This window comes from Desulfovibrio inopinatus DSM 10711 (assembly GCF_000429305.1).
In the GTDB taxonomy this organism is placed as follows: domain Bacteria; phylum Desulfobacterota; class Desulfovibrionia; order Desulfovibrionales; family Desulfovibrionaceae; genus Alteridesulfovibrio; species Alteridesulfovibrio inopinatus.
The window spans coordinates 207,442-232,226 of the sequence record NZ_AUBP01000002.1 but is presented as its reverse complement, the minus strand read 5'-3'; the positions used below and the strand labels follow the sequence as shown (position 1 = coordinate 232,226).

Genomic DNA, 24,785 nt, shown 5'->3' with positions numbered 1-24,785 from the left:
CGTAATACGTCATACAGTGATTATATGAAACAATGAAAAACACTCCTCTCCACTGAAAGAGATGTTGGAAAGGTTTTCCTGAAGAAATGCCTTAGCTTTCATGCATTGCATTTTCTGGGTCAGCATGCTTTTTCATAACCTCTTGAATTGCATCAAACCTCTCAAGAAAGACGGCAACAAGCTCGGGGTCGAAATGTTTGCCCGATTCACGACGGATCAAATCCACCGCTTTGTCCGTAGGCCACGCTGCCTTATATGGGCGTGCACTGATAAGTGCATCAAATACATCAGCAACCGCCGCGATGCGACCAACAAGAGGAATCGATTTCCCTTCAAGTTTGCGAGGGTAGCCTGAACCATCCCATTTTTCATGATGCGACAAAGCAACAGCATGCGCCATCTGCAATAATGGATTGTCATGCTCTCCAATAATTTTAGCCCCAAACTCACAATGGCGCATCATGATAGACCGTTCGTTTACATCAAGCTTGCCCGGTTTGAGCAAAATACTATCGGGGATACCGATCTTACCAACATCATGCATTGGAGCAGCATTCAGAATCAGAGCACTCTCTTCTTCACTCATGCCAATAGCGCGGGCAATAATGGAACAATAATAGCTCATGCGAATGACATGCATCCCTGTTTCATTATCTCGATACTCTGCTGCAAGACCAAGTCGGCGAATAATCTCCAAACGGCTTTCATTAAGTTCCTTCGTGCGCTGAAGTACTTTTTGCTCTAAGACCTTGTTCTGATCATGCAATTGGAGATGCGTCTTCACGCGAGCCAAAAGAATTGGGGGACTAATAGGTTTTGTAATATAATCAACCGCACCCAGTTCAAATCCGCGGGCTTCATCGGTCATATCATTCATGGCCGTGACGAATATTACTGGAATATTCTTTGTCTTCGGATTTCTTTTCAGCTGCGAGCACACTTCATAGCCATCCATATCAGGCATCATAATATCAAGGAGAATGACGTCCGGAAGCATTGCTTCAGCAACAAGAAGCGCTTTTTTTCCGTTTGTTGCAGCTTTGACATTATAGTGCCGAGACAATACACCAGATACAACATCAATATTACTCGGAGTATCATCAACGACTAAAACTGTACTTTTCTCTAAAATGTAATCCATTGCATATTACCCATAAAGGTCGTAACGCTTTATCAATTTTGTTAAAAAAACAACCAAACGTCATCACCGTGTTAAATATGTTATCAATATATTGTTATCAACAAGAAGATTATTAATAAAAATTGACAAAATGACTTTTTATCAAAAACATATTCTCACATATACTTCATAAAAAATTCATACGATGAGCACAGAGAAAATATCATCCAACTACATCATTCTCAAGAGAATTTGCTATTCACTACAAGAGATGCCCTGCTACTCTCTTTCAGAAAAATCGATACTCATAGAAACACAATATTGCTTAAAGCATGCATTCAAACGCCACACCATACTGCACCTCGTAAGAAAATATGGGATAATACTACCTAACACAGCCTCTCCATTTACCAAAAGAATTTTTCCACTCTTCAGCAGTACCATGCATATATTTTCCCTGCACGAGAGAGGACATCCTTAGCTCCTGCACACATGCCCTGCTCCTCACTCTGCACTCGTCATTCATAGCCGCCACCAATCTCATCAATAGGCTTCCCCAACATCAAACCATACCTCGTCCCCAACAACAAGAAAGCCCCCTGTGTGCTGGGGGACACACAGGGGGCATAGTGAGGTATGCGTGATATGTTAGAAGGCGTTGAATTAGCCGCGCAGAACCACGGTCTCGCCATTGTGCTTGACAGAAGAAGCGCATTTCGTTTCGATCATCGTTCCATGAAAAGACTGCCCCGTTGCAAGGCTAATGTTGACGTCTGCAGTTTCGGGCATGAGTTCCAAAGCAGCTTTGAGTTCTTTTACAGTCATGATGGTACTCCTCATACGTATGTATTTATACGGTGTTGACGTGGATATATATTTGTCGCGTTGCGGAATTAACCGCGCAGAATCACGGTATCACCGTTGCGTTTTAAGGAAACAGCACTCTTTGTTTCTTGTATTGTCCCATGATAAGACTGACCAGTCGTCAGGCTCACGGTGACATTGGAGGTTTCGGGCATGGCTTGCAGGGCGGCCTTGAGTTCTTTCACAGTCATGGCATAGCTCCTTGTGCTCTTTCGCCATTTGGCGATCAATGCGTGCTCAATATTGGTTGGTCAACCAACCAATAAAAAATCAACTAATCAGTTGACCAACCGATGTCCAGCCCTTTTTGCAATTTTTATCAAGAAAAAAACAACTAAACAAACAATCCATTGTATTTCAAAGAATTAGATTCTAAGATATAATAAATCACACAAAAACACGCTTCATATTGTACTCATCAAAATGCGCTTCTATATCACCATATTGCGCATTAACGTTTCTATATCCAGCCTCCTCACACGGTAAAAAGACACTCTCCACCAACACCGATGGCTATAGAAAGTAATGACCCCATGTCCATAACCTGTCATCACCAGGATGGTTGATTTTTCAAAAGCTGTTCAGCCTCCGTTGCAGGAAGCGGCTTGGCAAAGAGATATCCCTGACCGTACTCACAACCAAGATGACGCAATGTATTCAATTGATTTGGAGTTTCCACACCTTCAGCAATTATGTCCTTGCTTAAACTATGCGCCAGCGCAACAATAGTTTTGGTGATTTCAAGGTTCTCTGCCTTCTGCTGCAACAGAGTGACAAACGAGCGGTCTACTTTGAGTGAATCAAAGGGGAGGCGGTGTAGATAACTCAACGACGAATACCCCGTACCGAAATCATCAATGGAAAGGCGTACCCCGAGCTCACGGAGATCAGCGAGAATGGACTGCGCTACATGAAAATTCTCCATGATCCCCGATTCAGTGATTTCAAGCTTGAGACTTCCTCTCGGACAAGGCCAGCGTGTGAGCACTTCGGCAACATCATCAACGATACCGGGTTTCGTCAATTGGCGGACTGCCAGATTGACACTCATGAAAAGATGCTCATACCCGGGAATCGTTTCTCGCCACATTTTCGCCGTTTGCAATGCGTGCTCCAGCACGAAAGCACCGACGTCAATAATAAGGCCCGAGTTTTCCATATGAGGAATGAACATTCCCGGAGGAACAAGTCCCCGCGTCAGGCTTTCCCACCGGACCAACGCTTCAAAACCATGAATTTTCCCCGTGTCGAGATGCACAATTGGTTGGTAGAACACAATGAATTCCTGGTGTTCTACAGCCTTTTTAAGCTCGGATTCCAAGTGGAGCCGATCCATGGCCTGCTTATGCAAATCATCGTTAAATACTTCCGCTCGACCACGTCCCAACGATTTGGCTCGATACATGGCAGCATCCGCGTCGCGCAACAATTCTCCCGGTGTTTTATCCGGATGCCCGGACACGACGATACCAATACTGACCTCAACAAAAATATCGCTGTTCACCACGGTAATCGGCGACGCAAGAACATCTTGGATTCGCTTGACCGCAGCCTGCGCATCGTCCAGACCTTGTGTATTCTCAAGCAACAAAACAAATTCGTCTCCCCCAAGGCGTGCCAAAGTATCAAAAGATCGGAGTGTCGAGACAATGCGCTCGGCCACTTCGGTAAGCAATTCATCTCCAACAACATGGCCCAGAGAGTCATTGACGTGCTTGAAGTGATCAAGATCGAGAAACAGCAAAGAAAATGAGGCTGCGGAATCACGCTTATAGCGTCTGCAAACTTGTCCGAGTCGATCTTCGAACAGCGCGCGGTTTGGTAAACCGGTCAGGCTGTCATGGAAGGCATCATACAACAGACGCTCTTCCATGCGTTTGCGCTCCGTAATATCGTTCCCGTAGATATGAACCAATTCTTGTCCTGGAACCGGCGTATACGTCCAGTCAAACACCCGGTCACCAACGAGAGACTCAATATTGTCGCGGGTGCTGCCTGTCGCAAGACATGCATCCACAATACTGGAGTGGTTGCCTGGCAGGAGGTCTCGTCGCGGATCAAGTCCCCAGCGACGAGTAATACTCGCCGTGGCTGGATTGATGTAATGCAGTGCTCCCCCTTTCATGGCGGACAGAACAGGGTTGAGGCTCTTGCGAGGAAATGCAGCCAGGCGGCTGATCTTCTCCGCGTTCTTTTTAATCTCCGTCAGATCGATGATAATCGCAAAAGCCCCGATAAGACGGTTATCAAGATCAAAAACCGGTGCAACGTCGTATTTAACATGCACAGAACGCCCATCTCTCGTGATGGTTGACGACTCATTTCCTAACAATGGCTTTCTTGCCCGCATAGCGCGGCCAGTGATGGTATCAGCGGTGGAATCATTGTAGTATAATTCTCCAAGGGTTTTCCCAAGGTAGTCATCGGGTGTCCCTTGGAGGCCATACAATTGAAGATAAGGCTGATTAATAAAGGTGACGTGTTCTTCAGTATCTACGGTCAAGCATGGAATCGTTAAACCACGCAACACACCGTTAAGGAATCCAATTTTATGTTTCAAATTCAATACCATGGTATGAATGCCATCGGCCAACACACCAAGTTCCGCCCCAATGGGTTCCTTCACATAGGCGTCAAGATCCCCAGTAGCGACACGATGCGTGTATTGCATAACACATCGCAAACCGCGTGTGATGGAAAGCGAAACGGCAACAAGCAAAGCGATAGCGAGAAGAACAGCCGTTGCGCTGAGGGCACCCGCCATAATGCGCCAATCAAGATATTCATCGATACGATATTTGATCAAGATATCGAGTTCATTTAATCCTGTGAAAAACAGTTTATCCACAGCTGTATCAGCAGTCTTGATTTGTTCTGCCAAAAACATCGAGTTGACGCTTTCGCCATCAATCAACGCGCGGACGCTTGAAGATAAGCGCTCGGATGCGGACATTGCTTTTTCATAGGCTGCTTTATAATTCCGTTGCAGACTTGGACTGAGGCCGTAGTACAGGGGATCTTCCGTCAGGGCCGCAGTCGAGTCATCTCGCAGTCGATACAAGCAACTCGTTATGTAGTGTTCATGCCACCGCAGCAAAATGTCGCGAAACGCCGTGTCCGAAGTAAAAAGAGATATCGGCCCCCGTTCCTCCGGCATTTGCGTAAGCCTGAGCAAACGTCGTAAGTCAAGCAAATCTCGCTTACAGTTCGGCAATACTGCTACCAAAGCATCGGCCAAAACGGCACTGTCCAACGCTGGATCAAGTAAAAGTTTGGAAAAGCGACCGATGTGAACCATCAAATCAAGTGTATTGTTTAAAAGCTGTTGTCTTGCCTCCGTTGTCGGTGCATCGAGATATGCTTCCCACGCTTCTGCAAGTTGCGCCGGCTTCACTCCAAGCTTGTCGCGTATTCGTAAATCAACATCTGACAACATAAAAGATTTCGGAGTTTCTTTAACCATTTCATGGAGTTCTTGAAACGCATGACGAGCTAACTCTCGCCTTCTTTTCATTTCTTCTTCCGTCATCACGTGTTGATCGTCACAAATGATTTCGAGTAAAGGGTACACGTGACGCAGCAGCTCTGTTCCCGCAAACTCATCTTTCCCAATATTGATGTCGTACCGAAAACTGATATCCATAAAATAGACAAGAACGGCCACAGGTATCAGCAGCACCAAAGTAGCTACAGCAAGACGAGTCGAAATGGATAAATCACGAAAACGCATTGTTAACAACCTCATATCATAATGCACGACACCAATATTCTACCGTTTCCGGCGGTCAAGGGCACACCCAACAGTAAAGTTCTTCCTCGGAGAGAACCGAAAGAACAACCATCTCGACACCCTCATTTTCCCTGTATTTGCCGATCATATTCTCCCCCTCTCGACGCACTTCATGAAACACGAAGAATATGCTATGTTTTATCTCTCAACATCGCAAAAAAATATGCGGAGAGAACAACAGGGAATTGCACCGTGGCAAAGAGAAAAAACGCAGAACACAATATCCCTCATCCCACCAACGAAAACATCCTGACAATACGAGTGTCTTCAAAAAAAACGAAAACAGCAATCCGTCTTTTCACCCAAAAACAGGTCCCCTTTGAAAAACCTTACGCCTCAATGTCCTTAACAATATCTAGCACAAAAGGAGTATACCATGCGCCATGGATTAATCTGTGTGGCCATTATTGTGCTCATCAGCTTTGGGCCACGTGCAGGTCAGGCCGATGACACAACACATCAATTCGATACCGCCACCATGACAAAACTTGCCGAAACCATCGCATCGGCCACGAGCAAACTTCCCGACATCATCTTCTTTAATGTGGCATCCTTCACCACAGTCGACCTGGATTCAGACACACATGCTGATACAGCAGTTTTGGCTCTGGCACCCAAAGACATGATTCAACCTGACGACCGCGTTTTTCTCATCGTCCGTTTAACAGGGAGTGCATTACCGCTCATCGCCGAAATTCCCGTCAATGATGCCGGACTGTGCGCGGCCACGGTTACACTTGGTCTGGAAAAAAACGCTTCGGACAGACCGGTTCTCGTTGTCGACGATGGCGCCTGCGATGCGTATCGCTTCGAAGTCGAAGGAACTCCACCACGGCTTGTGGTATCTCGCAACTAATTACGTAACGTGAGAGACCCGGCGCCCGTGTCCATGAAAAAAGGCAGAAGAAACGCGAAAAGAATACTCAACAAAATCGGCCCCCAAATGGGAAAAAACACGAGCATCCACGACCAGCGGATTTTACCGGTCAATTTCAGGATCGTGAACAATGCTGAAAGAACAACACCAACAGCTAAAATTGTATTCCCAAGACCCACAATATCCTCCACCGTGCTCAGCGCTTCTTCGTTCATTTGGAAACATCAACCGGATCCTTGAACGTCATACGCCACCATACTATGCGCGTACGTTGCCGTATTCGTTACGAGCCCAAAATGACTTTGGTCTGACTCGGGGCGACGATACTCCCCACACAATTATATGCGTTCTGTGTCGTTGATGCTCCAAGATGCACAGCAGGTGCTCCTTCGATGAGCACCTTTGTGCTCCCCGCCGAAAAGCCTGCTTCATCCATAAACACCTGAGAAACCACCCCACCCGTTACGCCGGGTTGATCTCCATCACTCATGGGGACGGTTGAACTCAAGTTCAAACCGAGCGATCCGCAAACAAGAACATTCATGGCCGTATCCACGGCCATGCTCAAATCAGCAACATTCACATACGGAACAGGCACAGGAGGCCCTGGTGGAGCAGGGGTAAAACACATGTCTGGCTGTCCGAGAGCCTGTCCCCCACTCTCATTCGTGGAAATAAACATGACGTACCCCCAGTGGCAATAACGAATGGGAGGCGTTGCGACAGAGTATTCTCCCTATACAAAAAAAATTATCGCAAAAACGCAAAGCACGTCAACATAAAGCAGAACAAGCGTACACACACGGGAAGCTCCATAGACAATGTCTCTCGTGCCATGTTTGATACATATGAAGAATACAAGACCTTCTATCCAGACCCACATTTCATGGAAGAACTCGACTACCCCAGAGTAAAATCCTGGCGTCAGATCCCACGCCATATTTAAAATATAATTGAAGAGCGAAAAAATATCCTATTCCCTGACCCCATGAAGGAAGTTGTATAATTCGAAATGGTGCGCATCTCAGGTCGTGAGGCGAACACGGAAGGATACCGTGATCGCCCGCCCCCTCCTGCTTTTCATGAGTTCCTTTTGGCCACTCTCCGCAATAATGTTGCGCACGCCGTTCCACCCAATTTCTTTGTTAAAAGGTTATCACAACGGCCAAGTCACCCGCCGTTCACCGCTCCGAGGCATCGGCAATGGCATTCTCAGCTGTCGGCTTTGCGGGAAGAACAAACACAGCTTCTTGCTCTTTGGCTTCCATCACATTCAGCGAAAAACCTTCCGGAATTTCCAGGCCTTCTTCTGCAAAGACGGAGGCGGGATCGCGCAACAATCACTGTTTGTATGCTTCATCTTCCCATGCTTTGGCGACAACGGTGGCCCATTGTTTTTGCTGCTTCGTCATCTCTGCCATAGTGATTCCTCCAGTTGAATGGACGATAAACGCGCCTGAGGAATAATGCCTGCTCCATTCTCTCGTCTCTTGATGACAGTGTCTCCACATTTTCATGCCATACATGAGGGATTTGGAGGCACAATATCACCAAGCTTCGTCTGATCAATCGGAATGTAGGCTTTGTGCAGTGCTTTTCGTATCTCCAGATAACGCGACAAGGAACACACTGAACGCATTGTGCAGGTCTGACACGACAATGGACTATCGCACTGTGGCAAGGGAAGTTGGCTGAATGTATTCCCCGGTGCATCGTCTTCCGCTTTGCAGTACAGACTGGCGTAATGCCCGTTGATGAGATGACGTAAACTCCGACCATACTCCCCTTCACCATATCGCTCCTGCAAAAAAGTAAGAATCTCTGCATCGGATTGTCCTTTGGAGGCAAGACGGCAATAGTCCAGCAGCAACGAGCATAATTCAACTTCATCCGGAGTTTCTCCCCCGGGGAGTTGTTGAAGAACATCGATAGCATTGTCCAACATTCCGGCTTCAATAAAAATAAATGCCAAAAAACTACACGGCTCAACCCAACTTGCCAGCGGCACACGAGAATGAAGATGATGACTTAGACTGATGACAAGCGTTGAGGAAAAAATCGATTCACTTCGGATAGTCCGAGAGAAAATATCCGCCAAACGATGTACATCCGTGTTCTTTCCTTGAGCCATCCGATAGATATGTTCAAAAGCCTCATTAATCGTATCCAAGTAGAAATTCGCTTCTTTCACTGACGGTGAGGGAGGACAGGACATACCTTGAATATACACATAATAAGTAGGGAATCCGAGAAAAGAAAAATCGCGTACATACATGGGATATCCCAACGCATGAACTTTCTCGCACATAAACGTGAAATAGGCCGTATTCGACTGCCCAGGGGCCGTAAATGCCGCTTGGAAATTCGTTGAGGGAGCATTGTTCAACAGAATGGAAAGCGTCGCATACACCCGATTGTAATAGTCTTTCAAAGGAGGACGCTGGACCTGCCAATAGGAAAATGAATGTGGAAGCTCTGCCCTTCCTTGATACAACTCCGTAATGCATCGTTGCAATGCCACATCGAAGACAGGGTCCGAGCCGAAACACAGGTTAAAGCGATCTTTGGCATGATCGATCACAATAGCTGCCAGCACCGGGATGGTACCGCCCATGGTGCAATCTTTGACGATAACCTCAAACCCTTTGCCATGAAGCATGTCCAACATGTGTTTCAAACCGTGCGACTCAAGGGGTAATTCCTCCAATGGAATCGTTGGTGGAATGTACGCTCCTTGTATCACTTCTCGGGCGGCATAGCGCTCCATGATTTCGCATATCCCTTGGCACAGGGCCTCCTCGGGTGTATTTCCGGCACTCATGCCGGTCGACTTGATGCCCGTCAACATCAAGTAGTACGGCAACATCCTGAGTTGTCTTGCGTTGACGTCCCAAAACGGAAGACACATCAACGAATCGACGGAAAGATCGCCCGGATCGTCCACCACATCATGTAGAATTTCGGGGATATCCTGCATCAAATCATCCACAGAGCATACTACTTCATCATGATGGATGGGCTTTCGAGGATAAATTTGTCCTAAAGCACCGAACCAGCGAAACGAATAACACTGCAAACGCTCGATGAACTCCGCATAAGCGCTCGCCAAGCAATAGACTTCGGAAATGCCTTTTCCATTGGCTCCAACCAATGGATAACTCGGATCCCACACACGGACAGAATGACAATCATCGACCGGATTCTGCCACACTTCCGTCATGGGATGCTCTGCACCGATTCCCAATTCGTGCAGAATGGCTTGTATCTTTGCAACGGTTTCCGCAGGCAAACGGTCCTTATGATTGGCATACACATTGGCCATAGGGCGAACATTTTGAGTCATGGTTCCGCATATCCCTTGATAATACATTACAAACGGGAAGAACAACGATACATTCGATGAAAGAGCGACGCCTTGACAGTCTCATCACATAGCAAGCACGCCGCTCACTATAATAGACTACTATCCTATCACTGAGGAGACGTATATCAAACTTGATGCTGCTAACCGTTCCGAAACATCAGTTATGACTCTTTCACCCGATGGTTTTGGAGGAAGAAAAAAGAGCACTTCATTCTCTTTCCCTTCCACCACGTTCACAGAGGCACCATCTGGAATTTCCACCCCTTCTTGTGTAAACACCGATACCGGATCGCTTAACAACTGCCTCTTGTAGTCTTCATCTTCCCATGCTTTTGCAACGATGGTTTCCCATTGCTTTTGTTTTTCAGCCATGTCTGTCATGAGGATTGCTCCATGAGGGTTATATTGTTCATGCACCCAAGGAAGAGCTCTTGCGTACAATTCTTTTTATATCTCCAGAAAACACGATCACAAAGAAGAGACGTGCTTGCTCTTGTTCAAGCAGACCAAACACGCCGTTCACTCCAATATGTTTAACCAGCCGCAGCAGAAAACCACATACTACTCATGCTCGACGCCGCTAATCGTTCCGAGACATCGGTGATGACGTCTTCACCCTCTGGCCTCAGAGGAAGGACAAACACCATTTCTTTCTCTTTCGCTTCCACAACATTCATAGAAAAACCCTCAGGAATCTCAATTCCTTCTTCTTCGAACACGGACACGGGATCGCGTAACAAACGTTGTTTGTAGTCTTCATCTTCCCATGCTTTTGCGACGATGGTTTCCCATTGTTTTTGTCTCTCTGTCATGCCTGCCATAGTGACCTCCACATTCTGGTTAGAGTGAATATACGAAATGAATACGTCATTACATACACATTCCAACAATTTTAACGACGTTATCGACAAGACATAACCGTCAAATCCTCATCTTCTATTGAGAGAGGCTGAAGACACCATATCGCCCAACTGCATTTGATCAATCGGCGTATATGTCTTGTGCAACGCGCTTCGTATCGTCAAAAACTTCGATAACAGACAACTCGTGTTCATTTTGCAGTTCCGACAAGAGAACACCGTCTCGCATTGCGGCATGGGCAACGAGCTGAATGGACTTCCCGAATCATCAGCGTTCGCGTTGAGGTAAAAACCGGCGTAATGCCGATTGACGAGATGATGCAGGCGTTGACCATATGTCCCGTCTCCATACCGTTCTTGCAGGCGAGCAAGAATCCCGTCATCGGCTTGTCCCTCGGAGGCAAGACGGCAATAATCGAGCAGAAGAGGCCACAGTTCTGCTTCCGGCGGACCAGATCCCGGGGAGCGCACCTCCGTCAGAACGGTGATCGCGTCATCCAAGAGTCCGGCCTCAATAAAAATGAACGCCAAGAAACATCGTGGTTCTACCCATCTCACGACCGGTAACCGGGAAAAGTAATTCGACAAATTTTGGAAAAGAAGTGACGAAAAGAGTTTTTCACTGCGGATTTTCCGGGAAAAAATCTCGGCAAGACGACACACGTCCGTGGTCTTCCCTCGAGCCAATTGAAACAGAAGACCGAGAGCCTCACGAAGCTCAAGCAAGTAAAAATGACATTCCTCCGTCGTGAGCGGAGAAGTCGCGGACATTCCCTGTATATACACATAGTGGCTTGGAAATCCGAGAAAAGAAAAATCACGGACATAGACAGAACATCCTAGAGCATGAATCTTCTCAAGAACAAATGCGAGATAGGCCGCGTTGGATTGCCCCGAAGCGGTAAACGCCTCTCGAAAACGCGTAGACGGCACATCGTTCAGAAGAAAGCTCAAGCTTGAATGGACATTACTGAAATAATCGTTGAGCGGCATTCGCTGTTCCTTCCAATACGAATACGAATACGAATGCGGCAACTCGTTATGTCCCTGATACAATTCGGTAATACATCGTTGCAGAGCCACATCAAACACGGGGTCCGAACCAAAACGCAGATTGAAACGATCATTGGCACGATCGATAACGATAACGGCCAGTACGGGAATTGCCCCATCTATGGTGCAATCCTTGACCACGACATCAAGCCCTTTTTCATGAAGCGTTTTCAGCAGTTGTTTCAATCCCGTAGATTCAAGAGGCAATTCCGACAGGGGAATTGTTGGAGGATGAAGATTACCTTCCCCCACCTGCCGAGCCGCATAGCGTTCCATGATCTCGCATACACCCTGACATACCGATTCTTCGGGCGTATTTCCGGCACTCATGCCAGTGGAATGTGTATTCATCAGAATCAAATAATACGGAAGAATTGTCGTTTTCCCTTTGCGTACATCCCAAAACGGTAAACACGGAAACGAATCGACAGGCAGAGAGGACGGAGTTTCCACGATTTGAGACAAAATATCCGGGATATCGTGCAAAAGCTCATCCAAAGAACACATCACTTCATCATGAAAAACGGTCTTTCGAGAATATATATTCCCCAAACGACCAAACAGAGAAGACACCATACACTGCAATCGTTCAATAAACTCCGCATACGCGCTCGCCAGCGCATACACCTTGGAGATGCCCTTTCCATTGGCTCCAATCAACGGATAGTCAGGATCCCAAATGCGTACGGAATAGCAGCCGTCTCCCGGTGAACGCCAAAGTTCACACAGAGGGCACTTCGTACCGAATCCAACCTTACGTAAAAGCGCTCGTATGGTTGCAATGGTTTCAGTCGGAGAACAATCTTTATGATTAGCATATGCATTTTGAGAAGACTGCATACATTGTGTCATTGTTCAGGATATCCTCAAGTAAGATATTGGATTCAGAGCAAAACTCAAAGTTCATACCAGGTCATATCGTAATGCCTACGATACGTCTCCATGTTGTTTCCGAAATATTGCAGACACACTCGACAAGATGTTTAGAGACATGACGAAGAGCATGTAACATCCTACTATACATTAAAAAACGCTAGAATACCTCCTGACTCGAATTTTCAATTCAAGAAAATTCCACGATACAGACTTTCATCAGGCTCTTTCCCATACCATTAAGAACGCCTGAGCACGAAAAAAGTTTCAATATTTTTTTGACTTTTTTCTAATCACTAAAAAAACTTTGAAAAAACAAAGAAATACAGCGAGAGGAGGATGAAACAGAGTACCTTGCGGTCGCCTCTGCCCTTTTTTACGAGACCGTTCTCAAAAAGCCTTGCGTTCCATCAATGCGGCAAAAATGACGGGGCATTTCATGTGGATTCGCCACAAAACACATTTTTACCCAAGATGAATGGATTCTCCATCGATCGTCATATCTTTTTCCGATTGCATCCGGGCCGATTCAGCATTGAGGATGAATTGTGTGTCCGTTGATAAACGCATTGTCCGTGCGTGGTGGGTATCCGGTCCATCAACATGGCGATGACTAGACCGTAATCGGGAAACAAGTGAGGCAATGACGGTACGAACCTGTCCGATACCGGCTGTGGCTTTTTGGGCCGCTATTTCGAATTGGTGACAGGACAACCGTGCCCGGACCGCATCGATAACCGTGGAAACGGCATTCGTTCTTACGGTGTGAGATATCAACTGCACCGATTCATCGGCTTCCAGCCTGGCCACAGGACCATCCAGACGCAAACACGCTTCGTCGTGTCCCACAACAAGTTTGCCCGGGGCGGAAAGACGAGATGTTTGCCCGTGTTTTTCTAAAATCGACACAATATATCGAGCGCCATCCGGCCCGAGATATACCAACGCCGTATCTTGCGCTTCCGGTTCAAGCAGACACCCGGCTCCACGCACCGCGTTGACGGCGCGTCCATCCATCAATTCAACAACATACTGATCTTCACGGCGAACACGAATCTGACCGTGAAGTAAGCACCCGGTCATCTCGTCGGTCATAACGGCGTGTGACATGGAATCTCCTTAGGGATAAACCGCCTCGGCATAGCCTGCGGTGACGAACGTTTCAGCGCGCCGCAACGCCTCGTCGGTTGGTCTGGCATTGGTAAGTTGGGCGCCGTTGAATGTTTCCGGATCGGCCTGAACACGATGCAGATTGGCAAAAGATAAGTTCGCTCCGGCACACACCGCTCCCCGAAGATCACTCCGGCTGCAATCGGCATACTGCAAGTGCGCCCGATTGCAGCGTGCCTCAATGAGATTCGCGTCACACAGCAGCGACGATGAGAGGCGTGCAGAACGAAAGTCGGCGTGCGCGAGGTGGGCGTGGCTGAAATTGGCTTTCGGTAGCTCCGCCTGACGAAAATCGGCATGCGGTGCCTCGACATCGATAAACCGTACGGCGTGCCCCGTCGCGTGATGAAACCGTGCTTGCGTCAGGTTGGCTCGGGAAAAGTCGACATTATTGATGTTCGCAGAAGTAAAGTCGGCTCCGACCAAATCCGCTCCATCAAACATGGTCGATCGCAGAGTACACGATGAAAAGACCATCGCCCCGAAGCGACTTTTCCGAAAAAACGCTTTCACTAAATTGGCCCCATCAAGGCGAGCAGTCGTAAAATCGGTGTCCGGCGCAACAGCGTGCGAGAAATCTGCTCGCGAAAAATCCGTTTTTTCGAGCTTCACACGGCACAATGATGCTCTATGGAAGATGGCATCCGAACAAGACGCTTGGGATACATCACAATCGGTCAAACTCGCTCGCGTCAGATCGGCAGCTACAAAGTGCCCTTTTTCAAGATGACACTGTATGAACTGCACCTGCCGGCACAAGGCATGTTCCATATGAATTCCGCGAAGAGAACACTTGAAAAACATGACGTTATCCAGCGTGGCGTCATGGAAATCCGCACCATCAAACTGGCATGCCTCAAACACAACGCCAGACACATCAAGGCCGGCTCCATTGAAGTTGGAAAAATCAATCTCGGATATGGATTGCCCCGAAGCGGCCGTGGCAAGCAATTCGTCACGTGTCATGTTCCATCTCCACATCGAGCAAGCTTTTTCCGGTGAGACAGTCTTGAAAATTCGTGCCCAGAATATTGGCCCCCGTGAAATCGACGCCATAGAAATTTGCACCGCGTGCGTCGGCCTGTCCCATATTGGCTTGGCGCAACGACCCTTTGAACAGATTCACGCCGGCAAGACCGGCTTCCTGCAAATTCGCCTGGCTCAAATCCGCCTTTCGTGCAACGGCGTCGTGCAGCTTGGCCTGATGCAAATCGGCGAGCCCCAAGCCCGCTTTATCGAGTTGTGTCTGTCGCAAATCCGCACCATGCAATACGGCCCCCCGCCACTGCGCTCCACGCAAATCGGCCTTGCGAAATATAGCATGACGCAGACTCGCACCGGGATCGACCCGGCAACCGGGCAATGTGGCTTCGGTGGCATCAAGCCTATCGGCGATGACCTTGCCAAGACGTAAGCCTGTCCCTCGCGTCCGAACGAGTGAAGCCCCGGTCATATCGGCTCCCGACGCATCAACACGCGTGAGATCCGCGCCCTCAAAAACGACATCACGCATCATGGCACGACGAAATGTGCTTTTGAGAAACAGACTCTTGGTTGCAATCATCCCGGTCATCGTTGCTTGATCAAAGCAAGTTGACTCGAAACAGGTCGATCGAAGATCGGCGCCACTCCAGTCGGTTTCGGAAAAGTCGGCCTTCTCTGCTCGTCCGCCTTCCATTTTCACCAGAGTAAAGACCGCTGCCGAGGCATGCACCTTGTCAAAACGAGTCTTCTGCAAATTCGCTTTATGGAAACGCGCCCGGTGCAGCACGGCGCGAGAAAAATCAGCGCCCGTCAAATTGGCCTCATCGAACCGGGTTTCTTCTAAAATGGCGTCACAGAAGAGCGCACCCTGAAGACCTTGCCCGGTAAAATCCTTGCCCGAAAGATCAAGGCCACGAAAATCAAGCGGTTGTCGATCGTCCGATTCTGCTGTGGCTCCGGTGTGAGGGGCTTCCGATGAGGCTGTTGCTACAGTCATGCCGGCAATCCCCGCCAAAGATGCACGTAATGCTTCCGCCTGGGTTTTGATCTCACTCAAGTGCATGGTCTCTCCCGAGATGAGATCGTCACCGGCAACCGCTTCGGAAAAGAGTTCGGCCAGTTCGGGCTTGGCATCGGTCAGCGTTGTGTGAAGCCCGGAAACAGCATCCTTCATCTGGATTTCCAGATCGCCATGTTTCTCGATAATCCCGTCAAGCGCGGTCGAAAGCGCCGAGAAGGGATCGTCGGGCTGAGTCTCCATACCAAGCATTTCATCGATCTGACCAGACATCGCCGCTTCCGCGTCGGCAAGACGGGCTTCAGTATAACCGGATTTGTCCAACGCATCCTGGACCGCAGCGCTGACTCCGTCTTGCAATGATTGCAAGCGCTCCAACCCATCATCCGATTTCGTCGATTCGCTGACCGTTTCCGTAAAAGGATCGTCCAAAATCGATTTGAAATACTCGCGATGTTCAGGATTGACAGCCTGCAAAATTTCGCCACGCCGCGCCACCGCTTCATCAAAACGCATGGGAGCCTTGTCTTCGAACGCTTTGACTTTATGAGAAAGCTCTGTAACAAGCTGCTCAACTGCAAGCAGTCCAGGAATTTCAAGGTGTTCGGAGGATTCCTCCACGGCTGCCGTTGCGGCAGGAGGCGTCTCCTCGGTGACTGACGCGGCCTCAGCAACCGGCGTGGGGGGAATGACTCGATAATGCTCGGCAGGATGCACAGGATCATCAAGAGATTCCAAACCGACAAGAAGCCCAGCCGGATCGCTCGCATTCGACGTCACAACGGCCATGCCGCAATATCGCAGGACACCCAGTTTGGCGCGAGGAAACAGCCAGAGACTATCAGCCGAAGATTCGACTTCATGCAATTCCACCCCAGGCGCTCGCTCCAAAAACAAACGAAGCCGAAAACCAGGAAGCCGACCGGAAAGAAGCGGAAAATCGGGATGCATTCCTTCAATGGAAACAACTTCATCTCCGCGGAAAAACCCGGTCAGACGTTGATCTTCGGGAGCTCGCAAAAAATAATGTGTATCCGTATCCGACGGAAACAACGGGTATTCATCCCACAGGCCACGTTCATCCACCGTCCCCATATACTGCCGCCGCAGGGGCCAGTGTGCGGGAACCGCCGTGAACCCCGCGGGACGAACCGGTTTATCGGGCCGCTCATAGGGCATACCGGGATAACTCATCTGTGGCACAGTCACCACGCCATCGGCATCCGAAATACGTCCCAGACCGAGAGGGTTGTCCGGAAAATCCGGTCCACCATAGGCAAGCGCCCATGTCAGTGGTGTGGAATCAAGTGTTTCAGGGTCATCAATGCCCGACCCGTCAAATCCACGTACCCCATACACTTCAAGACGCTTTTCCAAATCTCCGACACGCACAGCCGTTTCCATGGCGCGCATTCCCGGCTTGGGAAAACAGGCTCCGTATACAAAGAACTCTGCCGAGGGTTTGGGAAACCCTTCGTCGAAGATATCGTCGGAGATATTGTCGGCAATGCACTGCCAAATGTCGGGCTCGGACAAAAGCCCTTCTTTATGATCATCCAAAGGGAAACCGATGAACGCACACACAATACACCGGGTGCGCTCCAGATAGTCCACACGCTTATGGACAAGCGTGACGGTGTCAGGTTTGGTGATACGCATATCGACACCTTATCCGATCGTGATAAGACCGATATCGGCCTGAATGTCGACACTGCCATCACCGGCGAGAATCAATCGTCCGTTTGACGAAATCGTGGTACTGACATTGTTTTGCACCGTCGTACTCATGGGAGTAATTTTGACCGAACCCGTTCCGGGAACATTAGTCATTTCCGTTGTTGTTGCCCCTGCACTGATAATTGCAGTACCACTCAGCTCATACTTCATATCAGCCGGTGTCACCGTAATTTGGCTTGTCGGATATCCAAGTTTAGCCTCCGTATTACTTAATGCAATCGTCCCCATGGAGGGTTTAACCTTTGTCGTCGCACTGGTTGAGTCCATGGTAAACGTCACCGTATCAACAACGACAGGGCCAACGGCGAGTTTCAATTCCGCGCCGGGATTATTGGCGATATTGACTTTTCCCATTATGCCATCGTCATCAAGCTCGAAGCGCGACGTCGCAACCACTTGTAACGCTGGCACCGCTTTGGTCAGTTTGGATAACGCGCCACCAACGGCAATCGTACTCACCAGTAAATCAGCAATCCCCGTAGCATAACCAGAATACTCTGCTACCGTGTCCAACGTCGGTTCGGGTTTATCCAACCAGGTCACCATTTTCGAGGCCATGGATGTGCCAAATCCAAAAAGACTTATCGCCGCGACAATTTTGAGCCAGTTGTGCGTCGTTGTTTGCAGCGTTTTCACCATGGCCGATTGGCCACCGGCAATTACTTGTTTGTCCGCCAATGAGTTGTATTCTTTGGTCAAGACACAGAGCCCATCACGCTGCATTTCCAGTTTGCTGCCCCAACTCCAATCAATCGTGCTCGCAAGATTGTACGTGCTTTTGTACAAATTATACGCGGTATCAAACCCAAGAGTTGATGTCTTCGCGACCGTCCATGTTGTCCGTAAAATCGAAGAATCCGTTTGGGTGTAGCTGTTCAGGTCAAGAAACCCATCCGACCCGATACCGACTCCTGGCCCTGCCGGAGTTTCACCGAGAAAGATCGTTGATCCACTTTGTGGTGATGACAGCCCGACATATTGCTTTCCTTTGAGATCACTCATGGAAAGAATATTGCCGCCAGCCGTCTTGATGGCGCCAACAGGCTGATTCGTATCTTTGACAACATTCCCAAGTTCGGTATTGGGCACGGCCGAAAGAATCACGGGCCTATCAATGTCGTCGTCAACAAAATCAAGCAGGACTTCCGTTCCCTTAAGCAAAGGAAAGTGCATACCGTAATTCACACCGGCATAGGGCTGGGCCAATCGAATCCAGCACGATGCACGGCCCCCCGGCTTATCGGCTTCTTCGAATGGCAACCGCACTTTATAGCGCCCCAGTTCGTCGAGTTCAGCATATTGCCCACTTGAAGCCGCATCGACAAATGCCGTCAGAACTCCACGAAAGGCCGGCTTGGCTGTGGTACAATGGTCGCGATACTGAACATTTCCCGCAATGGCGGAAAACGTATTGCGATAGACGGATTTTCCAATCACCGCCGCATTCTCTCCCAACAAAGCATCTGCATCAGGCCGTGCGCCGAAGTGATTCACCGTGGTGACGAAATATTCGGTATCCCGCTCAGGTTGAAAATGTCCGCGCAGGCTGAACGTCATCCCGGCACGTAAGCACGAAGCAAATCCTTCGCCACGAAAATCGACTTCCCGACAAGAAAATGCCTGAGCCCGTATCCGGGCAAGGGCCGTGCCTTCGTCCTGTGTTTGGAATGAGTCGCCATAAATATAATGTGTGCCAGCACCATTTTCCGAAACCGGAGCAGGAGCTTCAAGTTGCACATGTGGAGTTCGATAATTGTAGTCTCGCAGGAGCACCTGTTCGGGAACAGCATTGTGTTGCGCTATGAACGCCGAAACGGTGGAGCCTCGATCATGGATATCTTCCAACCCGCTCGGAGGCTGATATCGCAATGGCTGGTCGCAACAGGGTTGGTGAAAGCTCCGGTCGTCCGTGATGACAACCACGTCGTTGCCGTAGCGTTGTTCAAAGTAATAATACATTCCCCGACGCTGCATCCAACGACATAAAAAATCAAAATGCGACTCATTGTACTGACAGACATACTCCATCACCGGGTATTCACCCGAAACCCGAAGTTCATATTGATGGATTTGCTGCTGCTTGAGAATGCTGCGGATGATTTCCGGCAGCGTTTTATCCAAAAAGACTTGGTTATTGCGTGTTTGTCGCAAGAAATCGAATGCAGGAACAAGTTCAGCACGATACACAAACAGCCCGGGGCGCGGATTGCCGACCAGACTGAAGGAACGCGTCAAACCATTATACACAGTCCTCCGGCTTGCCGGCCCGAATTCCAGACTGGCCCGCCGCGTCACCACCGGTGTACCTTCGGGAACAAGTTCGTGTGTCGTCAGGGTGATGGAGAATCGATACGGCTCACTGACGGCATCGCGGCCGTTATATTCAACGACAGCAAACCGTGATGGCTCAAAGCCTTCCAGTGAAAAAGCCGCTCTGGCTGATGCAGTATCGGACATGGACGACTCCCAGGTTGGAGTTGACGAGGACAGACCTGCCCGCATGATGCTGCACTATACAAAAAAAAGTCCGGATGAACAGCGCTATTTATGACGAAACCAATACAAATAAGAGCGACAGCGCAAGGATTGCGCATCATAAAAAAAGGCGGTTGGAGAAGATTGCTCTCCCCAACCGCCTTGAGACATGCTGTTTACTGTCAGCATCGCATGCCCTCGTATACTTTTATTCGATTATTCTCCCAATAGACCCCGTCCAAAATCCTTAGGTGGTGCGGCATGGGTATACACGGTGGTTTCGGCCGCAATGGCCTGGCGAATATGCTTGGGCTGATGAAGTACATGCAACAGACCGATGCTGTCCAACACGACCGGTTCCGGACGAAGTTGTCCCAACAGCGCATCGACGACGGATGCCTCAGGCCAGACTATAGGCTGCTGACTTCCCAAGGCAAACCCGATGGGTGCAGCCCAAGTCGGGACACTTGAAGCATAGTGTGTCGCATGCGGAAACACATGTTGAACCGTATTCACGATACGTGCATGGATGGAAAGCTCGGAGGGACCAAGGGTACCCGCCTGAATGACAAACACACCATTTTTCGACAACACGTTTTGACACAGCGCAAACGTCTCTTGTGTGAACAAATGGGCCGAGGGACCATCCTCGATAGGGTCGGAGAGATCGGAAATGACAATGTCAAACGCGATATCAGTCTGCTTGAGATAGTTAAAGGCGTCATCGACAACAAGATGAAACCGGGGATCGTCAAACGCTCCCTGATGCATTGGAGCCAAGTGCTCCCGACACGCCGCAACAACATCCCCGTCGATATCGACCATGACGACGGTTTCCATGCCGGGCCATTTCAAGGCTTCCCGCGCAGCACATCCGTCTCCCCCCCCCAAAATCAGCACAGACCGGGGGGCTTGATGCAAAAGGCAGGGAACATGGACAAGGGGTTCATGGTACAGCGCTTCATCAGCCTGTGAACACTGCCACTTCCCGTCAAGCACCAAGGCAAGACCATATACGCCGGTTTTGACGATCATCATATCCTGAAAGGCGGTCCGGCGGTGCGCCAAGATATCGGTAATGCCGTGCGTATACCCGTCGTAGGCGGTAAAGTATTCGGTCAACCAGAGATCAGCATCAAGAGGCATTTCCGGCACGTCCGGTCTCCATAGCGCGTTGTGGTGCATCCATCGGGGATGTCGCTTGACTCTGATTTTGACCACGGGGCACGACAAGCAACGTATGCTTTTTCGCCTGAAAGGACTTCACAAGAAATTTACAGGCTTTTTGCGGATTGGCCGTCTCACCACAGGTGAAAATATCAACGGCGGCATACCCTTGTTCGGGCCAGGTATGGATGGAAATATGTGATTCAGCGAGGAGTCCGAGCGCGGTAACGCCCTGTGGTTCAAACTTGTGGCTTGTCAGAGATAGTAAGGTGGACAAGGCCGTTTGGGATGCTTGCTCAATGGAGTCTTTAACGAAGGTTTCGTTATCGAGCAGTGTGAAAGGACATCCAGAAATTTCGAGGATACAATGGATTCCAGTCGGGCAGGTGTTCAATGTGCCGCCTCCCATAGAGAAGAAAAAGGGTTAATGTCGAGGTTCACCCCCTGGATCGAATACGCCGCCAAGCGGCGATCGAGAGTAAGGGTCGACGTCCATAAATTCTCCGAATTAAATGTTGGGGAAAACGTAACGGTTATCTGAGTAAACTTTTCTCTGTCAAGGAAAAAGGCTTTCGCAGACAAACTCGTCAGAAGCCACCCGCAGCTACTTCATGAATATAACAAAAAGTATTCTCACGATTTGAAAAAATTGAGTCTATTATACAGTCGCCGAATACATCTCCTCGGCGACTGTATATATGCAAAGACAGCTCGCAACCATTTTACCGCGGCAGCAGCTTCAACAACGCGCCGATGATCGCCCAGCGTTTGGTGATGTAGGCGCGTTTTGCTTTGCGATGTATGGCGTGATAAATTTGTTCAGCGGCCTTTTCCGGCTGAGCAACCCAGAAAGGCTTCTCGGCCTGCATCATGGCCGTATCGACAAAGCCCGGAATGATTTCTGTCACGGTGATGGGAAGTTTGCGATCCTTGACCAAAGCGCGCAGCCCATCAAGATAGAAAGATTCAAAGGCCTTACTTGCACTATAGGCCGCACCTGCGCCCGAACTGCGGAGCGATGCCACGGACGTGATTCCGACGAGATGGCCGCTGTGTTGATGCATAAAATACCGCGAACCATGTTGGGCCAAGGCGGCAAACCCCGTGACGTTGACGGCAATGGTGTCGTGATCCGGCTCCCAAACCGCTTCGGTATTGAGATGTCCCGTTCCAGCGCACAGAACGAGCAGATCCATCCCACCAAGATCACGAATAATATCATCCATGGTCGTCATCGCTTCGTGAGGATGTGTCACATCAAGTTGACGAACAACGTGACCCTGCCCCAACTCATGAACGATCTGTTTCAACTTATCCACACGCCGCGCCGCCAACCCCAATTGCCAACCGGCGTGAGACAAACGTCGTGCCAACGCTTCGCCGATACCTGACGAGGCTCCAATAATGACAGCCCGTAATGGCCTTTGCTCCACGACACCATCCTCCATATTTTTTACTCGCCGTGCGATTCCATCCACCATATATTGAAGACGACAATGCACATACGTTCTTGACGACGTTCGTCGAATTTCATGAAGTCGACACCATATTGATCGTATGCTTCTCGTATCACTCCAAAAAAGAGGATGCCATGGCCACCATCACTTTATTTCCTGGACGCTATGTCCAAGGAGGCGGAGCAGTAACCCGGCTCGGAGAAGAATTATCCCGCTTCGGAAAACGTCATTTTATCATCTCGTCGCCCCATCCTCTGGAGCACCTTCTTCCTCCTGTGCTCCCCTCGATTGAAGCGGTTGGAGCTGTCCGTGTGGAACGATTCAACAGGCAATGCACGGATGCGGAAATCGCCCGCCTGTTGGGACTCGTCCAAGAATTCGGTGCGGACACCATCACAGCTGTTGGCGGAGGGAAGACACTGGATACTGCCAAAGCCGTAGCGAGCCAAGCCAAAATTCCCTGCGCCATGGTTCCTACTATTGCATCGACCGACGCGCCCTGTAGTTCCGTATGTGTCGTATATTCAGAGGAAGGGGTATTCCAACGAGCGGACATTCTTCCAACCAACCCCAACCTTGTCATCGTGGACACCAATGTCATTGTTCAGGCTCCCGCTCGGTTTCTCGTCGCAGGCATGGGTGATGCGCTGGCGACATGGTTCGAAGCCGAATCATGCCGCATTCGTCGAGGACGTAATATCGCCGGAAGCGTGGGGTCCATGACGGCGTATGCTCTGGCGAAGCTGTGCTATGAAACCGTCCGCGACTACGGCCTTTCCGCACTCACGGCCTGCGAAGCGGGCGTGGTGACACCCGCTCTGGAACGCATTGTAGAAGCCAACACGCTTTTAAGCGGACTCGGTTTTGAAAGCGGAGGACTTGCCGCGGCACACTCCATTCATAATGGCCTGACCGTACTGCCCGCCGTTCAACATTTGTATCACGGCGAGAAAGTGGCGTTTGGAGTGCTGGCGTCTCTTTTCTTGACGGATCAACCCATGCACAGAATTGATGAAGTCTATACCCTCTGCGCATCATTAGGCCTGCCGACCACCTTGAGCGATTTAGGTCTTGAAGGTGTCAGTGACGAAGAGCTCCTGTGTGTCGCTGAAAAAGCATGTGCCGAAGAGGAAAGTATTCATAACGAGCCTGTTGAAATCACGCCGCATCGCATTCTTTCTGTTCTCAAAGCAGCTGATGCCGAAGGAAGACGACGGATGGCATAGGCAACGCAAAGTAAATATCCAGGAAACAATTGGATACGCAATACAACAGAGTATTATCTCATTGTAAAAATGGGACGCCGCACGGAATGCGACGTCCCATTGATTTGTTAATCAGCACCCAAAATCGTCATTAATCTGTAACAACCATGACACTGGTCGCTTTCACCATTGCTTTAACTTCAGAGCCTTCTTTCAATCCCATCTTTTCAACAGATTCCTTCGTGATAACGGAAACGATATCAACACCAGGACCAGCTTCAATCACCACTTCAGCATTGACCATACCAATGTTAATGGCCTTGACGGTTCCGGGGATAAGATTGCGTGCACTGACTTTCATACAAAATCTCCTTTTCAATAATAAAGGTTCAAGATAGTCAGACCTATACCACGCGATCTCACTGTTTCATAGTATCTATTTTGAATTATTTAACTTGTCATTAAAAAAATCATACGAGTGACAGATATAATATAAAATATAAAATTGAACTGAATATCTGTGCATACTCCTATTCATTCATTGCTCTCACAATACAAATCACCGTATAACAGAGTTTAATAAACAGAGACAAGTCTTTTTTAATACGATATACATTGTCTCTACTGAAACTTTACCTGATAATACCACGGTTGAACCCTTCCGCTTATTCTTATAACATTCATACTACAGAATGCATAAACATATATTGAACCAGGATCGTCTAGATAATTGGTCAGGCATCTCTAAAATATCAGAGGAAAGGCGCATAT

General features: G+C 49.0%; 21 protein-coding genes. 2 read left to right on the top strand and 19 right to left on the bottom strand.

The genetic code is table 11. From position 1 onward, the window contains the following. Positions 1-91: 91 nt before the first annotated feature. From G451_RS0103380 to G451_RS32210, 4 genes are all read right to left on the bottom strand, one after another. Positions 92-1,141 (bottom strand): response regulator, encoded by a 1,050-nt coding sequence (locus G451_RS0103380; protein WP_027183152.1) that lies wholly within the window; start codon positions 1,139-1,141, stop codon positions 92-94. 642 nt (positions 1,142-1,783) lie between these two features. Beyond that, positions 1,784-1,945: a hypothetical protein gene (locus G451_RS34025; protein WP_156921494.1), complete on the bottom strand. Its 162-nt coding sequence runs from the start codon at positions 1,943-1,945 to the stop codon at positions 1,784-1,786. Positions 1,946-2,013: 68 nt separating this feature from the next. Next, a complete protein-coding gene (locus G451_RS34020) occupies positions 2,014-2,175 on the bottom strand; it encodes a hypothetical protein (RefSeq protein ID WP_156921493.1) in 162 nt (53 codons plus the stop codon). A 359-nt stretch (positions 2,176-2,534) separates the two neighbouring features. Then, entirely contained in the window at positions 2,535-5,714 is a 3,180-nt protein-coding gene (locus tag G451_RS32210) for an EAL domain-containing protein (RefSeq protein WP_051261088.1), read from the bottom strand. Between the two features lie 436 nt (positions 5,715-6,150). Here G451_RS32210 and G451_RS0103360 point away from each other — a divergent pair, with 436 nt between their 5' ends. Beyond that, entirely contained in the window at positions 6,151-6,630 is a 480-nt protein-coding gene (locus G451_RS0103360; RefSeq protein ID WP_027183151.1) for a hypothetical protein, read from the top strand. Here G451_RS0103360 and G451_RS27310 read toward each other — a convergent pair. The 14 genes from G451_RS27310 to G451_RS0103290 form a co-directional block, all read right to left on the bottom strand. Then, entirely contained in the window at positions 6,627-6,866 is a 240-nt protein-coding gene (locus G451_RS27310) for a hypothetical protein (protein WP_034640529.1), read from the bottom strand. The genes G451_RS0103360 and G451_RS27310 overlap by 4 nt on opposite strands. Before the next feature lie 68 nt (positions 6,867-6,934). Then, positions 6,935-7,333, bottom strand: a complete 399-nt coding sequence (locus G451_RS0103350; RefSeq protein ID WP_027183150.1) for a PAAR-like domain-containing protein — start codon at positions 7,331-7,333, stop codon at positions 6,935-6,937. A gap of 499 nt (positions 7,334-7,832) precedes the next feature. Further along, positions 7,833-7,988, bottom strand: a complete 156-nt coding sequence (locus G451_RS34015; RefSeq protein ID WP_156921492.1) for a hypothetical protein — start codon at positions 7,986-7,988, stop codon at positions 7,833-7,835. Positions 7,989-8,164: 176 nt separating this feature from the next. Further along, positions 8,165-9,994: a YcaO-like family protein gene (locus G451_RS0103340; RefSeq protein WP_027183149.1), complete on the bottom strand. Its 1,830-nt coding sequence runs from the start codon at positions 9,992-9,994 to the stop codon at positions 8,165-8,167. Positions 9,995-10,114: 120 nt separating this feature from the next. Next, complete coding sequence (locus tag G451_RS27300) at positions 10,115-10,396, bottom strand: NHLP leader peptide family RiPP precursor (RefSeq protein ID WP_051261087.1); 282 nt, start codon at positions 10,394-10,396, stop codon at positions 10,115-10,117. A gap of 152 nt (positions 10,397-10,548) precedes the next feature. Beyond that, the gene (locus G451_RS0103330; protein ID WP_051261086.1) at positions 10,549-10,836 is read right to left on the bottom strand and encodes an NHLP leader peptide family RiPP precursor; all 288 of its coding nucleotides are present in this window, start codon (positions 10,834-10,836) and stop codon (positions 10,549-10,551) included. Positions 10,837-10,944: 108 nt separating this feature from the next. Continuing rightward, positions 10,945-12,780 (bottom strand): YcaO-like family protein, encoded by a 1,836-nt coding sequence (locus G451_RS0103325; protein ID WP_027183147.1) that lies wholly within the window; start codon positions 12,778-12,780, stop codon positions 10,945-10,947. A gap of 486 nt (positions 12,781-13,266) precedes the next feature. Beyond that, on the bottom strand, positions 13,267-13,911 hold the full coding sequence (locus G451_RS0103320; protein ID WP_027183146.1) for a DUF3540 domain-containing protein: 645 nt from the start codon (positions 13,909-13,911) through the stop codon (positions 13,267-13,269). 9 nt (positions 13,912-13,920) lie between these two features. Next, entirely contained in the window at positions 13,921-14,937 is a 1,017-nt protein-coding gene (locus tag G451_RS0103315; protein WP_027183145.1) for a pentapeptide repeat-containing protein, read from the bottom strand. Then, positions 14,927-17,632 carry a DUF2169 family type VI secretion system accessory protein gene (locus G451_RS0103310; protein ID WP_027183144.1) on the bottom strand — a complete coding sequence of 902 codons (2,706 nt, stop codon included), beginning with the start codon at positions 17,630-17,632 and terminating at the stop codon, positions 14,927-14,929. The genes G451_RS0103315 and G451_RS0103310 overlap by 11 nt, the downstream gene beginning before the upstream one ends. Before the next feature lie 9 nt (positions 17,633-17,641). Beyond that, positions 17,642-20,167 carry a type VI secretion system Vgr family protein gene (locus G451_RS32205; RefSeq protein WP_051261085.1) on the bottom strand — a complete coding sequence of 842 codons (2,526 nt, stop codon included), beginning with the start codon at positions 20,165-20,167 and terminating at the stop codon, positions 17,642-17,644. A gap of 234 nt (positions 20,168-20,401) precedes the next feature. Then, on the bottom strand, positions 20,402-21,331 hold the full coding sequence (locus G451_RS0103300) for a spermine/spermidine synthase domain-containing protein (RefSeq protein ID WP_034640657.1): 930 nt from the start codon (positions 21,329-21,331) through the stop codon (positions 20,402-20,404). Beyond that, a complete protein-coding gene (gene speD, locus G451_RS27290) occupies positions 21,321-21,746 on the bottom strand; it encodes an adenosylmethionine decarboxylase (RefSeq protein ID WP_084448372.1) in 426 nt (141 codons plus the stop codon). Before speD ends, G451_RS0103300 begins: the two co-directional genes overlap by 11 nt. Before the next feature lie 328 nt (positions 21,747-22,074). Beyond that, positions 22,075-22,785, bottom strand: coding sequence for an SDR family NAD(P)-dependent oxidoreductase (locus G451_RS0103290; RefSeq protein WP_027183142.1), 711 nt, complete (start codon positions 22,783-22,785; stop codon positions 22,075-22,077). 158 nt (positions 22,786-22,943) lie between these two features. On the opposite strand from G451_RS0103290, the gene G451_RS0103285 reads away from it, so the two are divergent. Further along, complete coding sequence (locus G451_RS0103285; RefSeq protein WP_027183141.1) at positions 22,944-24,035, top strand: glycerol dehydrogenase; 1,092 nt, start codon at positions 22,944-22,946, stop codon at positions 24,033-24,035. Positions 24,036-24,165: 130 nt separating this feature from the next. Here the strand turns inward: G451_RS0103285 and G451_RS0103280 are convergent, their stop codons facing one another. Next, positions 24,166-24,375: a TOBE domain-containing protein gene (locus tag G451_RS0103280; protein WP_027183140.1), complete on the bottom strand. Its 210-nt coding sequence runs from the start codon at positions 24,373-24,375 to the stop codon at positions 24,166-24,168. Positions 24,376-24,785: the final 410 nt, after the last annotated feature.

Excerpts from the sequence above, each read along its gene's own strand:
- G451_RS0103380 (WP_027183152.1), bottom strand. The coding sequence starts at position 1,141 with ATGGATTACATTTTAGAGAAAAGTACAGTTTTAGTCGTTGATGATACT.
- G451_RS34025 (WP_156921494.1), bottom strand. The coding sequence starts at position 1,945 with ATGACTGTAAAAGAACTCAAAGCTGCTTTGGAACTCATGCCCGAAACT.
- G451_RS34020 (WP_156921493.1), bottom strand. The coding sequence starts at position 2,175 with ATGACTGTGAAAGAACTCAAGGCCGCCCTGCAAGCCATGCCCGAAACC.
- G451_RS32210 (WP_051261088.1), bottom strand. The coding sequence starts at position 5,714 with ATGCGTTTTCGTGATTTATCCATTTCGACTCGTCTTGCTGTAGCTACT.
- G451_RS0103360 (WP_027183151.1), top strand. The coding sequence starts at position 6,151 with ATGCGCCATGGATTAATCTGTGTGGCCATTATTGTGCTCATCAGCTTT.
- G451_RS27310 (WP_034640529.1), bottom strand. The coding sequence starts at position 6,866 with ATGAACGAAGAAGCGCTGAGCACGGTGGAGGATATTGTGGGTCTTGGG.
- G451_RS0103350 (WP_027183150.1), bottom strand. The coding sequence starts at position 7,333 with ATGTTTATTTCCACGAATGAGAGTGGGGGACAGGCTCTCGGACAGCCA.
- G451_RS0103340 (WP_027183149.1), bottom strand. The coding sequence starts at position 9,994 with ATGACTCAAAATGTTCGCCCTATGGCCAATGTGTATGCCAATCATAAG.
- G451_RS27300 (WP_051261087.1), bottom strand. The coding sequence starts at position 10,396 with ATGACAGACATGGCTGAAAAACAAAAGCAATGGGAAACCATCGTTGCA.
- G451_RS0103330 (WP_051261086.1), bottom strand. The coding sequence starts at position 10,836 with ATGGCAGGCATGACAGAGAGACAAAAACAATGGGAAACCATCGTCGCA.
- G451_RS0103325 (WP_027183147.1), bottom strand. The coding sequence starts at position 12,780 with ATGACACAATGTATGCAGTCTTCTCAAAATGCATATGCTAATCATAAA.
- G451_RS0103320 (WP_027183146.1), bottom strand. The coding sequence starts at position 13,911 with ATGTCACACGCCGTTATGACCGACGAGATGACCGGGTGCTTACTTCAC.
- G451_RS0103315 (WP_027183145.1), bottom strand. The coding sequence starts at position 14,937 with ATGACACGTGACGAATTGCTTGCCACGGCCGCTTCGGGGCAATCCATA.
- G451_RS0103310 (WP_027183144.1), bottom strand. The coding sequence starts at position 17,632 with ATGCGTATCACCAAACCTGACACCGTCACGCTTGTCCATAAGCGTGTG.
- G451_RS32205 (WP_051261085.1), bottom strand. The coding sequence starts at position 20,167 with ATGTCCGATACTGCATCAGCCAGAGCGGCTTTTTCACTGGAAGGCTTT.
- G451_RS0103300 (WP_034640657.1), bottom strand. The coding sequence starts at position 21,331 with ATGCCTCTTGATGCTGATCTCTGGTTGACCGAATACTTTACCGCCTAC.
- G451_RS0103285 (WP_027183141.1), top strand. The coding sequence starts at position 22,944 with ATGGCCACCATCACTTTATTTCCTGGACGCTATGTCCAAGGAGGCGGA.
- G451_RS0103280 (WP_027183140.1), bottom strand. The coding sequence starts at position 24,375 with ATGAAAGTCAGTGCACGCAATCTTATCCCCGGAACCGTCAAGGCCATT.